This window comes from Sandarakinorhabdus sp. (assembly GCF_040398645.1).
GTDB lineage: Bacteria > Pseudomonadota > Alphaproteobacteria > Sphingomonadales > Sphingomonadaceae > Sandarakinorhabdus.
In genome coordinates, this window is record NZ_JBBATR010000019.1 from 30,111 (window position 1) to 47,544 (window position 17,434).

Here is a 17,434-nt window from a genome sequence, read left to right on the forward strand (position 1 = left end):
GTGTCGCCGCAATTGATCGAGATCGGCAAGGACCGCCTGCCCGATGATGTGAAGGACCGAATCAGCCTGCACGCCGGCGACATGCTGGACGCCGGCTTTGGTGAATTTGATCATATCGTGTCGATGGATGTGCTGATTCATTACGAAAGCGATCAGATTGCAGCGGCCGCAGCGCGGTTGGCGCAGCGCGCCCGGCATTCGCTGCTGTTCACCTTCGCGCCTGGCACGCCCCTACTGCGCACCGCCCGCGCTGTCGGCCAACTTTTCCCGAAAAGCGACCGGTCGCCCAGCATTATCCCGGTAGCGCATGATCTGCTGAAATCGCGGCTGTCGCGCAGCGTACCGGATGCAAGGCTGGGCCGTGATCAGCGAGTCAGCCGCGGTTTTTATACCAGCCACGCCCAGGAAATTTTGCTGGCGTAATGGGAAAATGTGCTGTGCAACTGCGCCGCAGGTGCGGCATCTGGTCACAGTTCATGCCGTGGCCCGAAAGAATCGGGGTCAGGTGCCCAAAAAGCGATCGGTTTTCGCATAACATGTTGCTGTTGCGTCATGTTCTGGGTTAGCCTGCGACGAATTGGACATCAGTCAGCAGGCGCACCGAGCGCCGTTGTTCGGATGCCGGTCAAGGAACGCCCCGCTGGCGCAGCGGGGTACCGTTTTGAATGTGCGCGCCGGTTTGGCCTGCTGGGCAATCGTCAGCCCTGTGGCTTTTTTGAGGGGAGACGCCTCGCATGAACAATGTGCACCTCGTGGGTGGCCTGGATATTGCCGAACTCACATTCTTCGCTTTTTTCCTGTTTTTTCTGGGGCTGGTCTGGTTTCTGCGCGGCGAAGACCGCCGGGAAGGCTATCCGACCGAGGACGATCTGACCGGTATCGACGGCAGCAACAATGACCCGCTGTTTTTCAAGCCCGCCAAGACGTTCAAGCTGCCACACGGCATGAGCGAAACCTCCACGGATGGCCCGCGCGACCCGATGCCGAAAAACGTGCTTGCACGCGGCTGGTCCGGCGAGCCGTTGGACGTGGTTGGAGACCGGCTGACTTCGGGCTTGGGCCCGGCGTCGATTTGCCAGCGGGCCGATCGCCCAGACGTGGATATGCACGGCGATCCGCGCATCGTGCCGCTGCGCGTCATGAGCCATCCCGTGACCGTGCATGAAAATGATGTGGAGCCGCGCGGGCTGCCGGTCTTTGGTCTTGATGGCGGCAAAGCCGGCACCGTCAAGGAGCTGTGGATGGACCGTTCCGAATCGTGCCTGCGTTACCTTGAAGTTGATCTTGACGGCGGTGCGGGCACTGTCTTGATGCCGATCATGATGGCAGAGGTTTCGCCGCGCGGCGTGATGACCGATGCCATCACCGGGGGGCAATTTGCTACCGTCCCGCGTCTGGCTTCGGCTGATCAGATCACGTTGCTGGAAGAAGAAAAAATTACGGCTTATTTCGGCGCCGGCTATTTGTGGGCCACGCCGGAGCGAGCGGAACCATTGATCTGATCCGGTCGGGCCCAGGCTGACCAGTCAGGAAGCCGGGGCTGCTCGCGAAACGGAATGGATGGAGCACTACGTGTCGATGGAGTATGAAGTCGAGCCGATCCCGGGGTTACCGGGCCGGCTGCCCCCCGGCGAATCGATCGTCTGGCAGGGCGCGCCGGATTGGCGCGGTGTGGCACGCGGTGTGTTTCACACGCGGCTGGTTGCGATCTGGTTTGTCATTGTGGCCGGCTTTGCGTTCGTGGGTGGCGGCACTGGCCTGATCGGAGCGCTTGTTACCATGGCCGTTGCTGCGCTTGGTCTTGCCATGCTTGCGGTGCTGGCGCTCGCACAGGCCAGGTCGACCATTTATACGCTGACCAATCGCCGGGTCGTCATGCGCTTCGGCGTGGCATTGCCCAAATGCGTGAATGTGCCGTTGGCGCTGGTCGGTAGCGCTGATGCCAAACCGGCGGGCGTTGGCATTGTCGATGTGTCGCTCACGCCAACTGTGCGGTTTCCGCTCGGCTATCTGCAAATGTGGCCGCATGTGCGGCCTTGGAAAGTCGGTTCGCCGCAACCAATGCTGCGGTCCGTCCCGGACGCGCTTGTGCCACTGCTGGCCGATGCGCTTGCCAGGGCGCAGCCGGTCAAGCCCAGCTCAGCCCTCGACGCAGCTGAAATCCCGGACCTCATGGGCGCAGCAGCGTGAGCGAAGAATTTACCAACGAACGCTTCCCGGTGTCGGCCCTCTATGCGGCAGGCGCACTAATTGCGATTGCGCTGGTTACGGTGGGCGGCATTCGGCTTGGGGTGCTGCCGGCGCTCGAAACCGCGCCGGAGTCGCGGATGCGTCGGACCGTGGCAGTGACGGTGTCGCGCGATTTCCGCTTCGAAGACCGGGCGGATGGCGCTCTGGTGGTGTTCGACATGGCAAACAACCAGATTGCGCAAGTCTATGAGCCGGGCAGCAATACTGGCTTCATTCGGGGTGTCATGCGCGGCTTGATGCGCGAACGCAGATTGCATGAAGTACCGCGCACCGGCCCGGTCACGGTTACGCAATGGGTGGATGGCGCGTTGACGCTGGAGGACAAATCGACGGGGCGTATCTTGGAGCTGGGCAGTTTCGGGCAAACCAACCGCGCTGCCTTCGCCCAGTTGCTGGCGCCCTATCTGCCCAAACCGGCCGGTGCGCCGACCGGGCCTGCCTGATGGCTCTGTTCAGCCGTGACCGTTTTGAAACGCATTGCACGATCGAGATCGAACACACGTTTGAAAATCTGCACGCGCATGTCGAACTTGATGATGATTTCGAGCTTGGCCCCGGTGATCGGGTTAAAGTGCACGGCGCGGCGGTGAAATTGCCGTTCGGGGAGCGTCTGACGCTGCGGCGATCAGCGACCGTGTGGAAGGCAACGCCAATCCAGCGTTGGTGGACAGTATTGCGTGCGCAACTTGAATTGACCGATTTGTACGAGATCACGTTTAGTTCGGAGAAGTCGGGATGAATGCCGTAACGCCAATCAACGCCGCAGGATCCCCCATGCTGGCCGCCGCTGTCTTGACCAAAGACGATGCGTTGGCCATCGCCACCCAGGACACTGTGCTGAGTCCGCGTTTCTATACGACCGACTATGCCGCAATGGACAAGATCGATGTGTCTGGCGTGCGGCCGGAATGGGATAGCCTGATTGCGGAAATGCAGGCTGATCCCAACAAGAAGCATTTCAAGCGCACGCCCGAATTTGACGGCGTGATTGCGGCCATGGATCCGGCGCTGAAGCCTGAATTTGTCGATTTTCTGGTTTCGTCCATGACGTCGGAATTTTCAGGTTGCATTCTTTATGCCGAAATCACGAAGCGCATGAAAAATCCGGATGCGAAGGCGCTGTTCAAACTGATGGCGCGCGATGAAAGCCGCCATGCCGGCTTCATCAATGACAGTTTGAAGGACGCCGGTATCGGCATCGATCTGGCATTTTTGACCAAGACCAAGAAATATACCTATTTTCGGCCAAAATTCATTTTTTACGCGACATATCTGTCCGAAAAAATCGGGTATGCACGCTACATCACCATTCATCGCCATCTTGAAGCGCACCCGGAAAAGCGCTTTCACCCGATTTTCAAATGGTTCGAGGAATGGTGCAACGACGAGTATCGTCACGGCGAAGCCTTCGCGCTGCTGATGCGTTCTGATCCCAAGCTGACGTCCGGCTTGAATGTCTGGTGGATCCGGTTCTTCCTGAATGCGGTTTATGCCACCATGTATGTGCGCGATCACAAGCGGCAGGCACTTTACAACGCTTTTGGCATCAACCCGACCGAATTTGGTTTCCGGGTGTTCAACATTACCACTCAAATCACCCGTCAGGTGTTTCCAATCGGCGTGCAAACCGATGCGCCCAGCTATCGGGCGCTGCTCGAAACCATGCGCATCACCAGCGATGCCACCGATGCCGCGGCAGCGCAGGGTGGTCTGGTTGGGGCCCTGAAGCGTGTTGGTCTGTCGCTCAAGGCCGCCGCCACCTTTGCGCGGTTATATTTTCACCCGGTCGACAAATTGGATGTGACGCCGGGCGTGCGCATGGCGCCGGTCTGGTAACCTGTAGCTGGCTGTTGTGACCGAATTTGCCCTGCCTTTGTTGTTTGCCACCGTGCTGTGGTTTTTTGCCACCGGCTTCGTGCTGTGGCTGGACAAATTGCCCAGCCATACGTGGCCGGTGAGCATCACGGCTGCGACAATTGCAGCTGGTTTCGCCATGGGCGGCGTGGTTGCAACGGCCGAAGAAACCAGTCCGTGGGCAGCCTATGTCGCCTTTGCCTGCGCCCTCGTGATGTGGGGCTGGCACGAATTGTCGTTTTTGATGGGCTTTGTTACCGGGCCCAACCGGGGGCCGTGCCCGCCCGGCGCGCGCGGCTGGCGGCGTTTTCGATTGGCGGCGGCCACCTTGATCTACCACGAAGTGGCGATGTTTGTTTCGGTGCTGGCCATGGCGGCATTCACCTGGAACCAGCCCAACCAAACAGCGACGCTCACGTTCCTGCTGTTGTTTGTGATGCGATTGTCCGCCAAATTCAACATCTTCGCCGGTGTGCCGCATTTGTCCACGGAAATGATGCCGGATCATATGCGCTATTTGGCCAGCTATTTTCGGATCGGGCCGCCGCGTTGGTTTTTCCTGGTGTCGATTTCTGCCATTGCGATGATTGGCGCGCTGCTGGCAGACCGCGCCCTCAACAGCGACGGCGGCATCGCCACGAGCTACGCCCTGGCTTTTGCGCTGGCGGCGCTGGCATTCATTGAGCATGGATTCCTGGTTGTGCCGTGGCAAGACACCGCAATTTTTCGCTGGGCCATGCCCCAAAATGCCCGCAATCGCATGACAATCGCAGCATCAGATAGTGCTTTGTTGTCAGGCCAGAGTGACACAAAAGTCCTTGCGATGCGCCAAAACGCTGTGCAATGACCAGCGCCGGGAGATGATGAATGAATTTTGAGAACCACTTCCGGGAAGCGCTGGACGGCTTGAAAGAGCGCGGCAATTATCGCGTCTTTGCTGAACTGCAGCGGCACTCCGGCGATTACCCGCATGCCACCCGCTATTTGCCCGATGGTTCCACGCAGCCAGTAACGGTGTGGTGTTCCAATGACTATTTGGGCATGGGCCAGCATCCCGACGTTATTTCGGCGATGCATGACGAGCTCGACCGGTCCGGCGCTGGGGCTGGCGGCACCCGCAATATTTCAGGCACCATGCACGTGCACCGGCAGCTGGAACTGGAATTGGCTGATCTGCACGGCAAGGAAGACGCGCTGCTGTTCACCTCAGGCTATGTCTCCAACATGGCCGCGCTGTCGACGCTGGCATCAAAGATCCCGGGCTGCGTGGTTTTCTCCGACGCGTTGAACCATAGTTCGATGATCGAAGGCATTCGCCACAGCCGCGCCAAATGCCATGTGTTCAAGCATAATGATCCAGAAGATCTCGACCGACTGCTCGGCATGTATGACGCCTCAGTGCCCAAGCTGGTGGCATTTGAAAGCATTTATTCGATGGACGGTGATATTTCGCCGATCAAGGAATTGTGTGACGTTGCCGATCGGCATGGCGCCATGACATACATTGACGAAGTCCATGCCGTTGGCATGTATGGCCCGCGCGGTGGCGGCGTTGCCGAACGTGAAGGGTTGATGGATCGCCTGACGGTGATCGAAGGCACGCTGGCCAAGGCCTTTGGCGTGGTCGGGGGCTATATCGCCGCGTCCAAGGCGCTCTGCGATTTCGTGCGCAGCTTTGCGTCCGGCTTCATTTTCACCACCGCCTTGCCGCCCGCCATTGCGGCCGGCGCGCTGGCATCGGTGCGGCATCTCAAGGCGAGCCCGTTTGAACGCAAGCGCCAGCAGGAGCGCGTCGCCAGGGTGCGTGCCGCGCTGCGCAACACCGGCATTCCGCAATTGGAAAACCCCAGCCACATCATCCCGGTCATGGTTGGCGATGCCAAAAAGGCCAAGATGATCAGCGATTGGCTGATGGACAATCACGGCATCTATGTGCAGCCGATAAATTACCCGACTGTTCCGGTTGGCACCGAACGCCTGCGCATCACACCTGGCCCGGTGCACAGCGACGAGGATATCGATCTACTGGTGATGGCATTGAGCGACATCTGGGGGCAGTGCGCCCTGCACCGGGCTGAAGCGGCGGCGTAATTGCATTGACGCAGCTGGCACACGCTCAGCCTGGCGAGAAACTGCAGGGCCTGAGTGTTTTAGCAGCCACGGCAACCAAAGCCGGGCCGGCGGTAAAGGCGCTTCGTCTTGGCGCTTGATGCCCTGCTTCAGCCGGTTGTGCTGTTTTTTCTGCTCGGCGCGCTGGCGGCGCTGGTGCGATCGGATCTGGCAATTCCCGAGGCGGTGGCCAAAGGCATCTCGCTGTATCTGATGATGTGCATCGGGCTGCGCGGCGGCGGCGAAGTGGCGGAGACCGGCTTTACCCACGACATGCTGCTTGCTGGCGGGGCCGGGTTGGCGCTGTCCTTTCTGCTGCCGCTGCCGGCATTCTGGCTGCTGCGCACAGCTGGTCGGCTGGATCGCACCAACGCAGCGGCCGTGGCGGCGCATTATGGTTCGGTGAGTGTGGTGACATTTGCCACTGGCTTTGAAATCCTGCGACAGACCGGCATGGCACCCGCCGGTTATATGGTGGCGGTTCTGGCACTCATGGAGACTCCGGCGATCATTACTGGCCTTTTGTTGGCACGGGCTGGCGGCGGTGACAGTCTGGCGCCGCGGGGTGGCCTGCTGCATGAAACATTTCTGAACGGGTCAGTGATCTTGTTGCTCGGCAGTTTCCTGATCGGGATGATCGACGGCAAGGAAGGCCTGGTCAGCATCGCGCCGGTCTTCGATGTGCCGTTTCGCGGCATGTTGTGCATTTTCCTGCTGGATATGGGCTTAATAGCGGCACGGCGCTTGCTGGATCGGCGAGCGCTCAGCCTGCGCACGGTCCTGATTGCCATCGCCTTGCCACTGGCCAATGGCACGCTGGGGGTTGTGGTGGGCATGGAATTGGGCCTGAACGCCGGTACCTCGGCTGCGATGGGCATCTTGGCCGGCAGCGCCAGCTACATCGCTGTGCCCGCGGTGATGCGCCTGGCGTTGCCGGCTGCCGATCCCGGCCTCTATCTGGGCATGAGCCTGGCGGTGACGTTTCCGTTCAACCTGACGCTGGGCATCAGCTATTATGGCTGGCTTGCAGCGCATCTCTATCCGCTGCTTCGTTCCTGAGGCCCGCATGACGAGCACCATTCACCGCCGCCGCATCGAAGTATTGGCCGATGAGCCGCTGATCCCGGCAATCGTCCGCATCGCCGGGGAGGCGGGCATCACTCACTACACGCTGATGCCGACATCGGGCGGCGCCGGCGCGCATGGCCGGTGGCGTGATGATCAACTATCGGGTGCCACCTCCAAGGTGATGCTGCTGGCGGTCACCAGTGCCGAGCATGCCGCTGCCTTTATCGACCGGCTGGCGCCGCTGCTCGAAAGCCATCATCTGATGCTGTTGTCATCGGATGTCGAAGTGGTGCGCGGCCGCAAATTCGATTGACCCGGCTATTGTTGCAATGCGGCAACGTCATGAATTTGCCATTCAATGGCAGCGGTCTTGTCACATAATGGGCATTGGCCTGCAATAATCTCCTGTCAGTGCACGTGTGAAACGCATTCAGGAGATCATTATGCGCGCCGTCACTGCTGCCTCCAGCACCTTCCGCCTTGCACTGCTTGCCAGTGCTGCCCTTGCCATGCCGGCGTTCGCCGCCGGCCAATCGGCACCCGTTCTGGTCGCCGCCGCTGCCGTTGGCGAAGCTGCTGCCGCCGCTGATGAAGTTGCCGAGGATGCCGAAATCGTCGTTTACGGCAAGGGCGAAGTTCGTCAGGTCACTGAAATCAAGGCCGACGACATCAAGTTGACGGTGGCCGGTGCCAGCCCGTTCATCGCCATCCAGAAGCTGCCCGGCGTCAATTTCCAGTCGGCCGACCCGTTTGGTGTCTATGAATGGTCAACGCGCATCACGCTGCGCGGTTTCAACCAGAACCAGCTCGGCTTCACGCTTGATGGCGTGCCGCTGGGTGACATGAGCTATGGCAACGTCAACGGCCTGCACATCAGCCGAGCAATCATTCCGGACAACATCGGCCGCACCCGCGTCAGCCAGGGCGCCGGCGCACTTGGCACCGCCTCCACGTCCAACCTTGGCGGCACCATCGAATTCTACAGCCGCGCGCCGCAGGACGAACTGGGCGTTGCCGGCAACATCACTTACGGCGACAGCAACACGCTGCGCGTTTACGGCACGCTCGATACCGGTGATCTGGGCGGCTTCAAGGCCTATGTCAGCGCCTCTCGCATCGATGCCGACAAGTGGAAGGGCTTTGGCGAACAATATGCCACGCAGATCAATGCCAAGGCCGTGGCCGATCTGGGCGGCGATGTCACCTTCACTGCGTTCGTGAACCACACGGACCGCAAGGAAGCCGATTATCAGGATTTCAGCCAGGACATGCTGGCCCGCCTCGGCCCGTTCGTGGACAATATCGCCAATGATTGGCCGACGGCCGTGCGCATTGCGTTCGTGGGCGCCAACCGCGGCGACACCGGCGTTGTGGTGGCAGCAAACAACTTCGGCACGGTGTATCCAGCGCCTTACAGAACCGTTGACGATGTTTATTATGACGCCAGCGGTCTGCGCCGCGATTGGCTGGCCGGTGGCCGGCTCGAAGGCAGCATCACCGACAATGTGAAGGCCGGTGTGCAAGTCTATTACCACAACAACAAGGGCCAGGGTTCGTGGGTCACCCCGTACCGCGCCAGCCCGGGCGGCCTGCCCCTCAGCTTCCGCACCACCGAATATGGCATTTATCGCCTTGGCGTGCTCGGTGATGTGACTGCCACGCTGGGCAGCAACACGCTGCGCCTGAATGTCTGGTACGAAAACAATGATTTCGAACAGGCCCGTCGCTTCTACGACATGGGCACCAGCCAGACTGTGCCGCTCACCAACGTCTATACCTACCAGAGCAATCCATTCTTCACCCAGTGGAACAATGATTACAACACGCGCACCTTCCAGTTCGCCGTGCAGGATCAGTGGGATATCAACGAGGATTTCTCGGTAAGCTTTGGTTTCAAGGGCCAGAGCGTCAAGCTGCGCGCCGAAGCGATCAATCCAGTGCCAGGTCCGCTGGCGCTGGGCCGCATCAAGGCTGAAGATCTGTTCATGCCGCAGGTGGGCGCGCTGTACAAGCTGGGCGGCGGCAACGAACTGTTTGCCAATTTCACCCAGAATCAGCGGGCCTTCACGGCGGCGGCTACCACTGGGCCGTTTGCGACGTCGGCAGCCGGCTTTGCTGCAATCTCCAGCCAGTTGCGCCCGGAAAAGACCAACACCTTCGAAGGCGGCTTCCGCTTTGGTGAAGGTTCGCTCAATGGCGTGATCGCAGGCTATCTGGTGAATTTCTCCAACCGCCTGCTGTCCATCCCGCAGGGTCCTGGCATCGTCGGCAACGCGGCGCTGCTGTCCAACGTGGGTGATGTGCGCTCGCTGGGTGTGGAAATCGGCTTGTCGTGGAAACCGGTGAAGGCCTTCACCGTCACCGCGAGCTACGCTTACAATGAAAACACCTACCGCGATGACGTTCGCAATGCGGCTGGCACGATCGTACAGGCCATTCGCGGCCGCACCGTGGTGGACAGCCCGCGCAGCATCGCCAACCTCGAGCTGGCCTATGACGACGGCGCATTTTATGGCCGCGCCAATGCCAATGGCATGACTGGGCGCTTCTTCACCTTCTCCAATGATCGTGAAGTTTCTGGCCGCGTCGTGGTTGATGGCAAGATCGGCTATCGCTTCACCAGCGACAATCGCTGGCTCAACAACTTGGCGATCGAAGGCACCGTGACCAACTTGCTGGATCGCCGCTATGTGGCGACCATCGGCTCGAACGGCTTCGGCTTCTCTGGCGACAACCAGACGCTGCTGCCGGCGGCGCCGCGCCAGTTCTTCGCAACGCTGCGCAAGGATTTCTGATCCGCTTAGCCTGCCCTCGGGCATGGTTGGCATAACAGGGCGGCCATCGGCATCATGCCGGTGGCCGCTCTGCTGCGTTGCAGCTATGCGCTTGCTGGCGGCGCGCAGCGCCCTTAAGGCTTTGCCATGCGAATGAGTTTTCCCTTCACGGCCATTGTTGGCCAGGCTGAAATGAAGCAGGCGCTGCTGCTTGCGGCCGTCGAGCCGCGGCTGGGCGGGGTGATGGTGTTCGGTGATCGCGGCACCGGAAAATCCACTGCCGTGCGCGCGCTGGCTGGCCTGCTGCCGCCGATGAAAATCGTGCCCGGCTGCCGTTACAGCTGTGCGCCGGATGATCGTTCGCCGTGCATCGAAGGCTGCCGCGAGCGTGCCGGCAAGCGCACTGAAACCGCGCAAGTGCCGTTCGTCGATCTGCCTCTGGGCGCGACCGAGGACCGGGTGGTCGGCAGCCTCGATCTGGAGCGGGCGCTGGCCACGGGCGAAAAGCGCTTTGAACCCGGCTTGCTGGCCAAGGCCAATCGGGGCTTTCTGTATATCGACGAAATCAACCTGCTGGAGGATCATCTTGTCGATCTGCTGCTCGATGTGGCGGTGTCGGGCACCAATGTCGTGGAGCGCGAAGGCCTGTCGATCCGCCACCCGGCGCGGTTCATCCTGGTGGGCAGCGGCAACCCCGAAGAAGGCGAATTGCGCCCGCAATTGCTGGACCGCTTTGGCTTGTCGGTGGATGTGCGCACCCCCACCGATCTGGCAGACCGCATTGAAATCGTGAAGCGTTGTGACCGGTTTGATCGGGATCCGGCCGGATTTGTGGCGGAATTTCAGGATGACGAGCGGGCCACGCTGGACGCCATCGCCAAGGCCCGCAAGCTGCTGCCCAAGGTGCAGGTGGCCGATGAAATGCTCGAGTTGGGCGCGCGCCTGTGCTCGGCGGTTGGCGCGGACGGCTTGCGCGGCGAATTGACGTTGCTGCGCGCCGCGCGTGCCCAGGCCGCGCTGGGCCACAAGAAAGAGGTGAAGGCCCATCATGTCACCGAAGTGGCGGTGATGGCGCTGCGCCACCGCCTGCGCCGCAATGTGCTGGATGAAACCGGCTCCACAGCGCGCATAACCCGGGCCATTGCGGAGCTGATGGCGGTATGACCCTGCCGGCGGCTGGCCGTGACATGGAAGACGGCACCGACGACGACCCAGACGGCAATGAGCGTTGGGCATTGGCACTGAGCGCCATCGACATTCTGGCAGCGGCCGGCAACCGTGTGGGCGGCGTCCTGCTGCGCGCCCGGCCCGGCCCCGTGCGCGATGCCTGGGCGGCCGCGTTGGCCATGGTGCTGCCCAGCCGGCGCCTGCCGGGCAGCGCCGACGCCGAGGCACTGGACGGCGGGCTTGATCTGACCGCCACGCTGGCCGCCGGCAAACCGGTGCAGCGCATCGGCCTGTTGCAGCAATCGCGCGGGCAATTGCTGCTGGTGCCGATGGCCGAACGCCTGAACCCGGCGCTGGCTGCCCGGCTGGCGACGGCGCTGGACGATGAGGCGCCAATCCTGATCCTGTTCGATGAAGGTGACCCCGATGATCCGGAGCGGGAGCGGGTGCTGCCGGCCCTGGCCGAACGGCTGGCGATCCATATCGATTTGAATGCAGTGCGGCTACCGATGGCGGCGCTGCTGGCAGGTGAGGTGCCGCCGCCGCTGGCGATGTTGGCCGAACCGGGGGCGACCGCCAAAGACCCCGAAACCGCGCTGAGTGTCGCCGCCGCAGCGCTGGGCATCGCCTCCATCCGTGCGCCGATCCTCGCGCTGAGAGTGGCGCGCGCGCATGCGGCGGCGCGCGGCGCGGCCGGCGAATTGCGCGCGGCCGATATGGCCGCCGCCGCCGCCTTGGTGCTCGGCCCGCGTGCCACCAGGCTGCCCCCACCCCCGGAAGAGCCGCCGGAAACAGAGGAAGAGCCGCCGCCTCCAGAAGAACCGCCGCCCGATCAGGAGCCGCCGCCCGACGAGCCGCCCCCACCGCCTGATGACAGCGCCGGCGATGAACAGGATCAGCCCGAGCCGCCGCCGATCGATCCGACCGATGTGGTGCTTGATGCCGCGCAAACCGCACTGCCGCCGGGCCTGCTCGATGCGCTGGCGGCCGGCACCATGCGCACGCCGCCCAAGACCAGTGGCGCATCAGGCGCCAAGCAGAAAAGCATCACCAGCGGCCGCCCGGCGGGCGTGCGGCCCGGCATGCCGGGCCGCGGTGCGCGGCTGGCGTTGATTGAAACCATCAAGGCAGCAGCGCCATGGCAGCGGGTGCGGCCGGCGCGCGATGATGGCCGGCTGGCGATCCGCAGCGATGATCTGCGCATCCGGCGCTATATCGCGCAAACCCAGTCCACCACGATCTTTGCGGTGGATGCGAGCGGATCGGCAGCCTTTGCACGTCTGGCCGAGGCCAAGGGCGCTATCGAATTGCTGCTGGCCGAAGCCTATATCAAGCGCGCCGAAGTGGCGCTGGTGGCGTTTCGCGGCACGGATGCCGCGCTGGCATTGCCGCCCACTCGCAGCCTGCCGCGCGCGCGCAAGGAACTGGCCGGGCTGGCCGGCGGCGGCGGCACACCGATTGCGGCCGGGCTCGATCTGGCGCGCACGCTGGCCGAAGCCGAACGCAGCCGGGGCCGATCACCGCTGGTGGTGGTGTTGAGCGATGGGAGGGCCAATGTGGGCGGGCAAGGGAATGCCAGCCCGCAGGACGCCGCGCTGGCATCGGCGCGGGCCTACCGCTTGTCCGGCATTGCCTGCGTGTTCATCGATTGCTCGCCGCGCCCGCGCCCGCTTGGCGCCGAACTGGCAGCCGCCATGGGCGCACGGCTGGTGACTTTGCCGCGCATCGATGCCAAGTCGGTGGTGGCTGCCGTGAAATCCGCGACTGCGGCGATAGGGAATATTTGATGCGCTGGGATGTTGATGGCCGCCATGTGCCGCACCGGGAGTGGAGCCGGTTCGTCAATGCCGGCGGGCTGAAATGGCATGTGCAGATTGCCGGGCCGGAAACGGGGCCGGTGCTGCTGCTGATCCATGGCACCGGTGCAACCACGCACAGCTTTGCCGATCTTGCGCCGTTGCTGGCCCAGCAATTTCGGGTGGTCATCCCCGATCTCCCCGGCCATGGCTTCACCGGCAAGCTGGCAGCGCCTGATCCCGATGCCGTTGCCGGCGCGCTGGCCGCGTTGCTGGCCGAGCTGAAGTTGGAGCCTGCGCTGGTTGTAGGCCATAGTGTTGGCGCTGCGGCTGCGTTCATGCTGGCAGCGCGCGGGCTGGCACGGCCGCTCGGGCTGGTGGCTCTGGGCGGCGCATTGCTGCCGTTTGCCGGCGTCGGCAAGGCATTTCCCGGCATTGCGAAGGCCTTGTTTGTCAATCCGTTCATGCCCCTGCTGTTTTCCTTCACCACCCGGTTGCAGTCCATGCCCGATCTGCTTGCCCGCTGGACCGGGTCGAGTTCCAGCCGCGAACAGGTGGCGCATTATGAACGCTTGTTCCGCAGTTCGGCACACACCGGCGGCGCGCTGGCGCTGATGGCGCATTGGGATCTGGATATGATCGAAGCCAGCATCGCTGGGGTGAATTGCCCAGTGCTGCTGCTGCACGGTGAGCGCGACAAGACCGTGCCGCCGGCCACCTCGCACACAGTGGCAAAGCGCCTGACCAACCGCGGCATTCGCGCTGTTCACCACGGCCTGCCCAGCCTGGGCCACCTGGCCCATGAAGAAGCCCCGGATCGCCACGCGGCGTTTATCGCTGATTTTGCCCGCGATGTGGGCGCGTTGCCAACGCTGGCAGGACATGATTGACGCCGATAACCGGCCCTGCCACGCTCGCTTACTTTTCACAGGAAACACATGATGCGCTCAAATATCCTGCTCGGCACCGCAGCTGCATTGGCGGTCGTTTCGGGCGCAGTCGTTTCCGTGGAGGCGCATGCGGCCGGTCCGCCGCGCCTGTTGCAGTCCCCGGTGATCAGCCAGAGCCATGTTGCGTTCGTATCGGGCGGCGATATCTGGGTGGCGCCGCGCACTGGCGGCGCGGGCAGTGTTCGGGCGATGCGGCTGACGACCGGCATCGGCATCGAGCGCACGCCCAGTTTTTCGCCGGATGGCCAGACCATCGCGTTTACGGGCGAATATGATGGCAATGTCGATGTGTTCACCGTTGCGGTCGCTGGCGGCGTGCCCAAACGGTTGACCTTTCACCCCGCAACCGATGCTGCCGTCGGCTGGTCGCCGGATGGCGCGCGGGTGTTGTTCCGGTCCAACCGCGATGCGGCCAGCCGCTACACCCGCCTGTGGGATGTGGCGGCGGCGGGCGGCGCGGCCACAGTGCTGCCGCTGCCGATGGCGGCGGGCGGCAGCCTGTCCCCGGATGGCAAGGTGATTGCCTATATTCCGCAAGATGTCGGGTTTTCGTTCAATTTCATGCGCTACACGGCGTGGGGCAATTATCGCGGCGGCCTGTCCGGGCAGGTGTGGATCACGGCGCTGGATGGGCTGAAAACCCAGAAAGTGCCGGCGGCTGGCGGCGCCGATTTTGCGCCGGTGTGGCTGAGCGGGCAAGTTTACTTCCTGTCGGGCCGCAAGGGGCCGGTATCGGTGTATCGCTTCGATCCAGCCAGCGGCCAGACGGCGCTGGTGTGGCAGAACCGCGGCCCCGATATCCGCAGCCTGTCCACGGATGGCAAGGCGCTGGTGTTCGACCAGTTGGGCACCATCCACACCCTGGTGCCCGGCGAAGCGCCAAAGCCGGTCTTGATCGATCTGGACGGCGACATGCCTGATGTGCGCGCCCGCGTGCTGAATGTGGCCACCGATGTGGTCAATGTCAGCCTGTCGCCCACCGGCCTGCGTGCCGCCGTGGAGGCGCATGGCGAAATCCTGACATTGCCCGTGAAAGAAGGCATCATTCGCACGATCACTGGCACCACCGGTGCCATGGAGCGGGAACCGGCGTGGAGCCCCGATGGGCAATCCATCGCCTATTTCTCCGATGCTGGCGGCAGCTATGCCCTGCATGTCGCGCCGCAAACGGGCGCAGACAAGACGCTGCGCAAATTTGCACTGGCAGCGGAGCCAGCGTTTTATTTCAAGCCGATGTGGTCGCCCGATGGCAAGCGCATCGCCTTTCGCGACAATCGGCTGAACACATGGCTGCTGGATCTGGCCAGCGGCAAATTGGTGGCGGCTGGCCCGCCCGATGAATTTGGCGGCTTTGCGCAGCCGGCGCAGGGCATGGCCTGGTCCCCGGATTCGCAGTGGTTTGTCTATGCCCGGGTGACCGGCAATCACTTCCCGGTGCTGATGCTGCACGATGTACGAAGCGGCGCGGCAACGCAGATCACCGATGCCATGGCCGTGGCCAGCGCGCCGGCCTTTGATCGTGATGGCAAATATCTGTATTTCCTGGCCAGCAACAACAAGGGCGGGGCAATCCTGCCACTCGATATGTCGAGCAATGTCTATAACCCCAGCAGCAGCGTCTATGCGCTGGCGCTTGCCGCTGGCACGGCATCACTGCTGGCGCCCGAGCTGGGCGACGAAAAGCCGGCCGCGGCTGCCGAACCGGCCAAGCCCATAAACAAAGCGGGCGGCAAGCCCCAAATGCCGGCGGCTGCGCCGGCTGTGCCGCCAACGAAAATCGATCTTGCCGGGCTATCACTCGATCAGATCGCGCGCCGAATGACGGCGCTGCCACTGCCGGCGTCCGACTATCGCGGGCTGGTGGCAGGCACGGGCGGCGTGTTGTGGCTGCTGCGCGCCAACGAACCAGTCGATATTGATTCAGACGAACCGCCCGGTGCCGCCCTGCTGCGCTGGACACTGGAAGGCAAGAAAACCGAAACCCTGCTTGATCGGGCTGCCGAGTTCAGCCTGTCCGGCGATGGCACGAAATTGCTGGTGCGCACGCCGCCGCCGCGCGGTGGGCAATCCGGCTGGCTGGTGGCCGATGCCAGCAAGCCGATCAAGCCCACTGACCCGGATGTGAAGCTGAGGTTTGACAATCTGACCGTTCGCACCGATCCCGGTGCCGAGTGGGCGCAGATGTACCGCGAAATCTGGCGGATCCAGCGCGCCTATTTCTACGATCCCAATTTCCACGGCTATGACACGGTTGCAGCCGAAAAGGCGCTGGCCGTCTGGCTGCCCGGCCTTCAGTCGCGCGTTGATCTGAATTATTTGTTCAACGAGGCGCTGACTGGTTTTTCGATCGGGCATTTGCGCGGCGGCGGCGGCAGCATCCCGGCGGCCAAGCGCGTGGCCGGCGGGCTGCTGGGGGCCGATTATGCGCTGAAAGATGGCCGCTGGTGCCTGTCCCGCATCCACGATGGCGGCAGCTGGAGCCCGGAAATCAAGGCGCCGCTGGCGCAGCCGGGGCTGGATGTGCACGCCGGCGATTGCATCACAGCCATCGGCGGCGCCGCCGTGCGCGGCAATGAGGATATTCAGCGCCATCTGGAAGGCACCGCCGGCCAGGCCGTCACGCTCGGCATCGTGCGCGGCACCGTCCAGCGCGATGTGACTGTGGTGCCGATCGCCAGCGAATATGCGCTGCGCAACTTGACGTGGATCGAGGATAACCGCCGCCGCGTTGACAAAATGTCGGGCGGCAAACTGGGTTATGTCTATCTGCCCAACACCGGCGGCGGCGGCTTCACCAGCTTCAATCGCTATTATTTCGCACAAACCGACCGGCAGGGCATGGTGATCGACGATCGCTTCAACGGCGGCGGACAGGCAGCGGATTACATGATCGAGGTGATGAACCGCCGGCTGATCAACTGGTGGCAGCCGCGCTATGGCCGCATCGATCGCACCCCGGCGGCCAGCGTGCTGGGGCCAAAGGTCATGCTGATCAACGAAGCATCAGCCAGCGGCGGTGACATGTTGCCGTGGATGTTCCGCGATTTCAAACTGGGGCCATTGGTGGGCAAGCGCACCTGGGGCGGTCTGGTCGGCATCGGCGGTATTCCGCCATTGATGGACGGCGGCGATGTCACCTCGCCATCGGTGGGCTTTTTCGCGCCGCAGGGCGAATGGGCGGTGGAAAATATCGGCGTGCCGCCCGATGTGGAGGTGGATCAGGATCCCGCCGCGATGATGGCCGGCGGCGATCCGCAACTGGAAAAGGCCGTGGCGCTGGCGCTGGACACCCTGACCAAAAACCCGCCGCCCACCCCCAAGCGCCCGCCGTTCCCGCTCTATGGGCCAGACGGCCCGATTCGCCGCTGATTGGCCGGGGGCAAGCCATGGACATCCCGGTGGAGTATTTCGGCCTGATCGAAGCCGGCATCAGCCTGCTGGCCGTGCTGGCGTTCGCCGGCTGGCA

General features: G+C 62.8%; 15 protein-coding genes. All 15 read left to right on the forward strand.

From position 1 onward, the window contains the following. Positions 1-423: class I SAM-dependent methyltransferase (locus ABWP50_RS06420; RefSeq protein WP_502950998.1), on the forward strand; the 423-nt coding region annotated here is incomplete at its 5' end. Between the two features lie 311 nt (positions 424-734). Continuing rightward, on the forward strand, positions 735-1,502 hold the full coding sequence (gene puhA, locus ABWP50_RS06425) for a photosynthetic reaction center subunit H (RefSeq protein ID WP_353217164.1): 768 nt from the start codon (positions 735-737) through the stop codon (positions 1,500-1,502). A gap of 76 nt (positions 1,503-1,578) precedes the next feature. After that, the gene (gene puhB, locus ABWP50_RS06430; RefSeq protein ID WP_353217181.1) at positions 1,579-2,190 is read left to right on the forward strand and encodes a photosynthetic complex putative assembly protein PuhB; all 612 of its coding nucleotides are present in this window, start codon (positions 1,579-1,581) and stop codon (positions 2,188-2,190) included. Then, positions 2,187-2,693 (forward strand): photosynthetic complex assembly protein PuhC, encoded by a 507-nt coding sequence (gene puhC / locus ABWP50_RS06435; protein ID WP_353217165.1) that lies wholly within the window; start codon positions 2,187-2,189, stop codon positions 2,691-2,693. Before puhB ends, puhC begins: the two co-directional genes overlap by 4 nt. Beyond that, entirely contained in the window at positions 2,693-2,989 is a 297-nt protein-coding gene (locus ABWP50_RS06440; RefSeq protein WP_353217166.1) for an O2-dependent cyclase accessory protein, read from the forward strand. The genes puhC and ABWP50_RS06440 overlap by 1 nt, the downstream gene beginning before the upstream one ends. Then, positions 2,986-4,086 (forward strand): magnesium-protoporphyrin IX monomethyl ester (oxidative) cyclase, encoded by a 1,101-nt coding sequence (gene acsF, locus ABWP50_RS06445; RefSeq protein WP_502950999.1) that lies wholly within the window; start codon positions 2,986-2,988, stop codon positions 4,084-4,086. The genes ABWP50_RS06440 and acsF overlap by 4 nt, the downstream gene beginning before the upstream one ends. Before the next feature lie 16 nt (positions 4,087-4,102). Then, positions 4,103-4,951, forward strand: a complete 849-nt coding sequence (gene puhE, locus ABWP50_RS06450) for a putative photosynthetic complex assembly protein PuhE (protein WP_353217168.1) — start codon at positions 4,103-4,105, stop codon at positions 4,949-4,951. Positions 4,952-4,971: 20 nt separating this feature from the next. Beyond that, positions 4,972-6,195, forward strand: a complete 1,224-nt coding sequence (gene hemA, locus ABWP50_RS06455) for a 5-aminolevulinate synthase (protein WP_353217169.1) — start codon at positions 4,972-4,974, stop codon at positions 6,193-6,195. Positions 6,196-6,303: 108 nt separating this feature from the next. Then, complete coding sequence (locus ABWP50_RS06460; RefSeq protein ID WP_353217170.1) at positions 6,304-7,272, forward strand: sodium-dependent bicarbonate transport family permease; 969 nt, start codon at positions 6,304-6,306, stop codon at positions 7,270-7,272. A gap of 7 nt (positions 7,273-7,279) precedes the next feature. Continuing rightward, the gene (locus tag ABWP50_RS06465) at positions 7,280-7,594 is read left to right on the forward strand and encodes a DUF190 domain-containing protein (RefSeq protein WP_353217171.1); all 315 of its coding nucleotides are present in this window, start codon (positions 7,280-7,282) and stop codon (positions 7,592-7,594) included. A 130-nt stretch (positions 7,595-7,724) separates the two neighbouring features. Then, positions 7,725-10,076 (forward strand): TonB-dependent receptor, encoded by a 2,352-nt coding sequence (locus tag ABWP50_RS06470; protein WP_353217172.1) that lies wholly within the window; start codon positions 7,725-7,727, stop codon positions 10,074-10,076. A 126-nt stretch (positions 10,077-10,202) separates the two neighbouring features. After that, positions 10,203-11,219 carry a magnesium chelatase ATPase subunit I gene (bchI, locus tag ABWP50_RS06475; RefSeq protein WP_353217173.1) on the forward strand — a complete coding sequence of 339 codons (1,017 nt, stop codon included), beginning with the start codon at positions 10,203-10,205 and terminating at the stop codon, positions 11,217-11,219. After that, on the forward strand, positions 11,216-13,009 hold the full coding sequence (locus ABWP50_RS06480) for a VWA domain-containing protein (RefSeq protein ID WP_353217174.1): 1,794 nt from the start codon (positions 11,216-11,218) through the stop codon (positions 13,007-13,009). The genes bchI and ABWP50_RS06480 overlap by 4 nt, the downstream gene beginning before the upstream one ends. After that, on the forward strand, positions 13,009-13,908 hold the full coding sequence (bchO, locus tag ABWP50_RS06485) for an alpha/beta fold hydrolase BchO (RefSeq protein ID WP_353217175.1): 900 nt from the start codon (positions 13,009-13,011) through the stop codon (positions 13,906-13,908). The genes ABWP50_RS06480 and bchO overlap by 1 nt, the downstream gene beginning before the upstream one ends. A 48-nt stretch (positions 13,909-13,956) precedes the next feature. Beyond that, on the forward strand, positions 13,957-17,337 hold the full coding sequence (locus ABWP50_RS06490) for a S41 family peptidase (protein WP_353217176.1): 3,381 nt from the start codon (positions 13,957-13,959) through the stop codon (positions 17,335-17,337). Positions 17,338-17,434: the final 97 nt, after the last annotated feature.

Bases quoted from the DNA above. Each gene is read 5' to 3' on its own strand.
- puhA (WP_353217164.1), top strand. From the start codon at position 735: ATGAACAATGTGCACCTCGTGGGTGGCCTGGATATTGCCGAACTCACA.
- bchI (WP_353217173.1), top strand. From the start codon at position 10,203: ATGCGAATGAGTTTTCCCTTCACGGCCATTGTTGGCCAGGCTGAAATG.
- ABWP50_RS06465 (WP_353217171.1), top strand. From the start codon at position 7,280: ATGACGAGCACCATTCACCGCCGCCGCATCGAAGTATTGGCCGATGAG.
- bchO (WP_353217175.1), top strand. From the start codon at position 13,009: ATGCGCTGGGATGTTGATGGCCGCCATGTGCCGCACCGGGAGTGGAGC.
- hemA (WP_353217169.1), top strand. From the start codon at position 4,972: ATGAATTTTGAGAACCACTTCCGGGAAGCGCTGGACGGCTTGAAAGAG.
- ABWP50_RS06480 (WP_353217174.1), top strand. From the start codon at position 11,216: ATGACCCTGCCGGCGGCTGGCCGTGACATGGAAGACGGCACCGACGAC.
- ABWP50_RS06490 (WP_353217176.1), top strand. From the start codon at position 13,957: ATGATGCGCTCAAATATCCTGCTCGGCACCGCAGCTGCATTGGCGGTC.
- puhB (WP_353217181.1), top strand. From the start codon at position 1,579: ATGGAGTATGAAGTCGAGCCGATCCCGGGGTTACCGGGCCGGCTGCCC.
- acsF (WP_502950999.1), top strand. From the start codon at position 2,986: ATGAATGCCGTAACGCCAATCAACGCCGCAGGATCCCCCATGCTGGCC.
- ABWP50_RS06440 (WP_353217166.1), top strand. From the start codon at position 2,693: ATGGCTCTGTTCAGCCGTGACCGTTTTGAAACGCATTGCACGATCGAG.
- ABWP50_RS06470 (WP_353217172.1), top strand. From the start codon at position 7,725: ATGCGCGCCGTCACTGCTGCCTCCAGCACCTTCCGCCTTGCACTGCTT.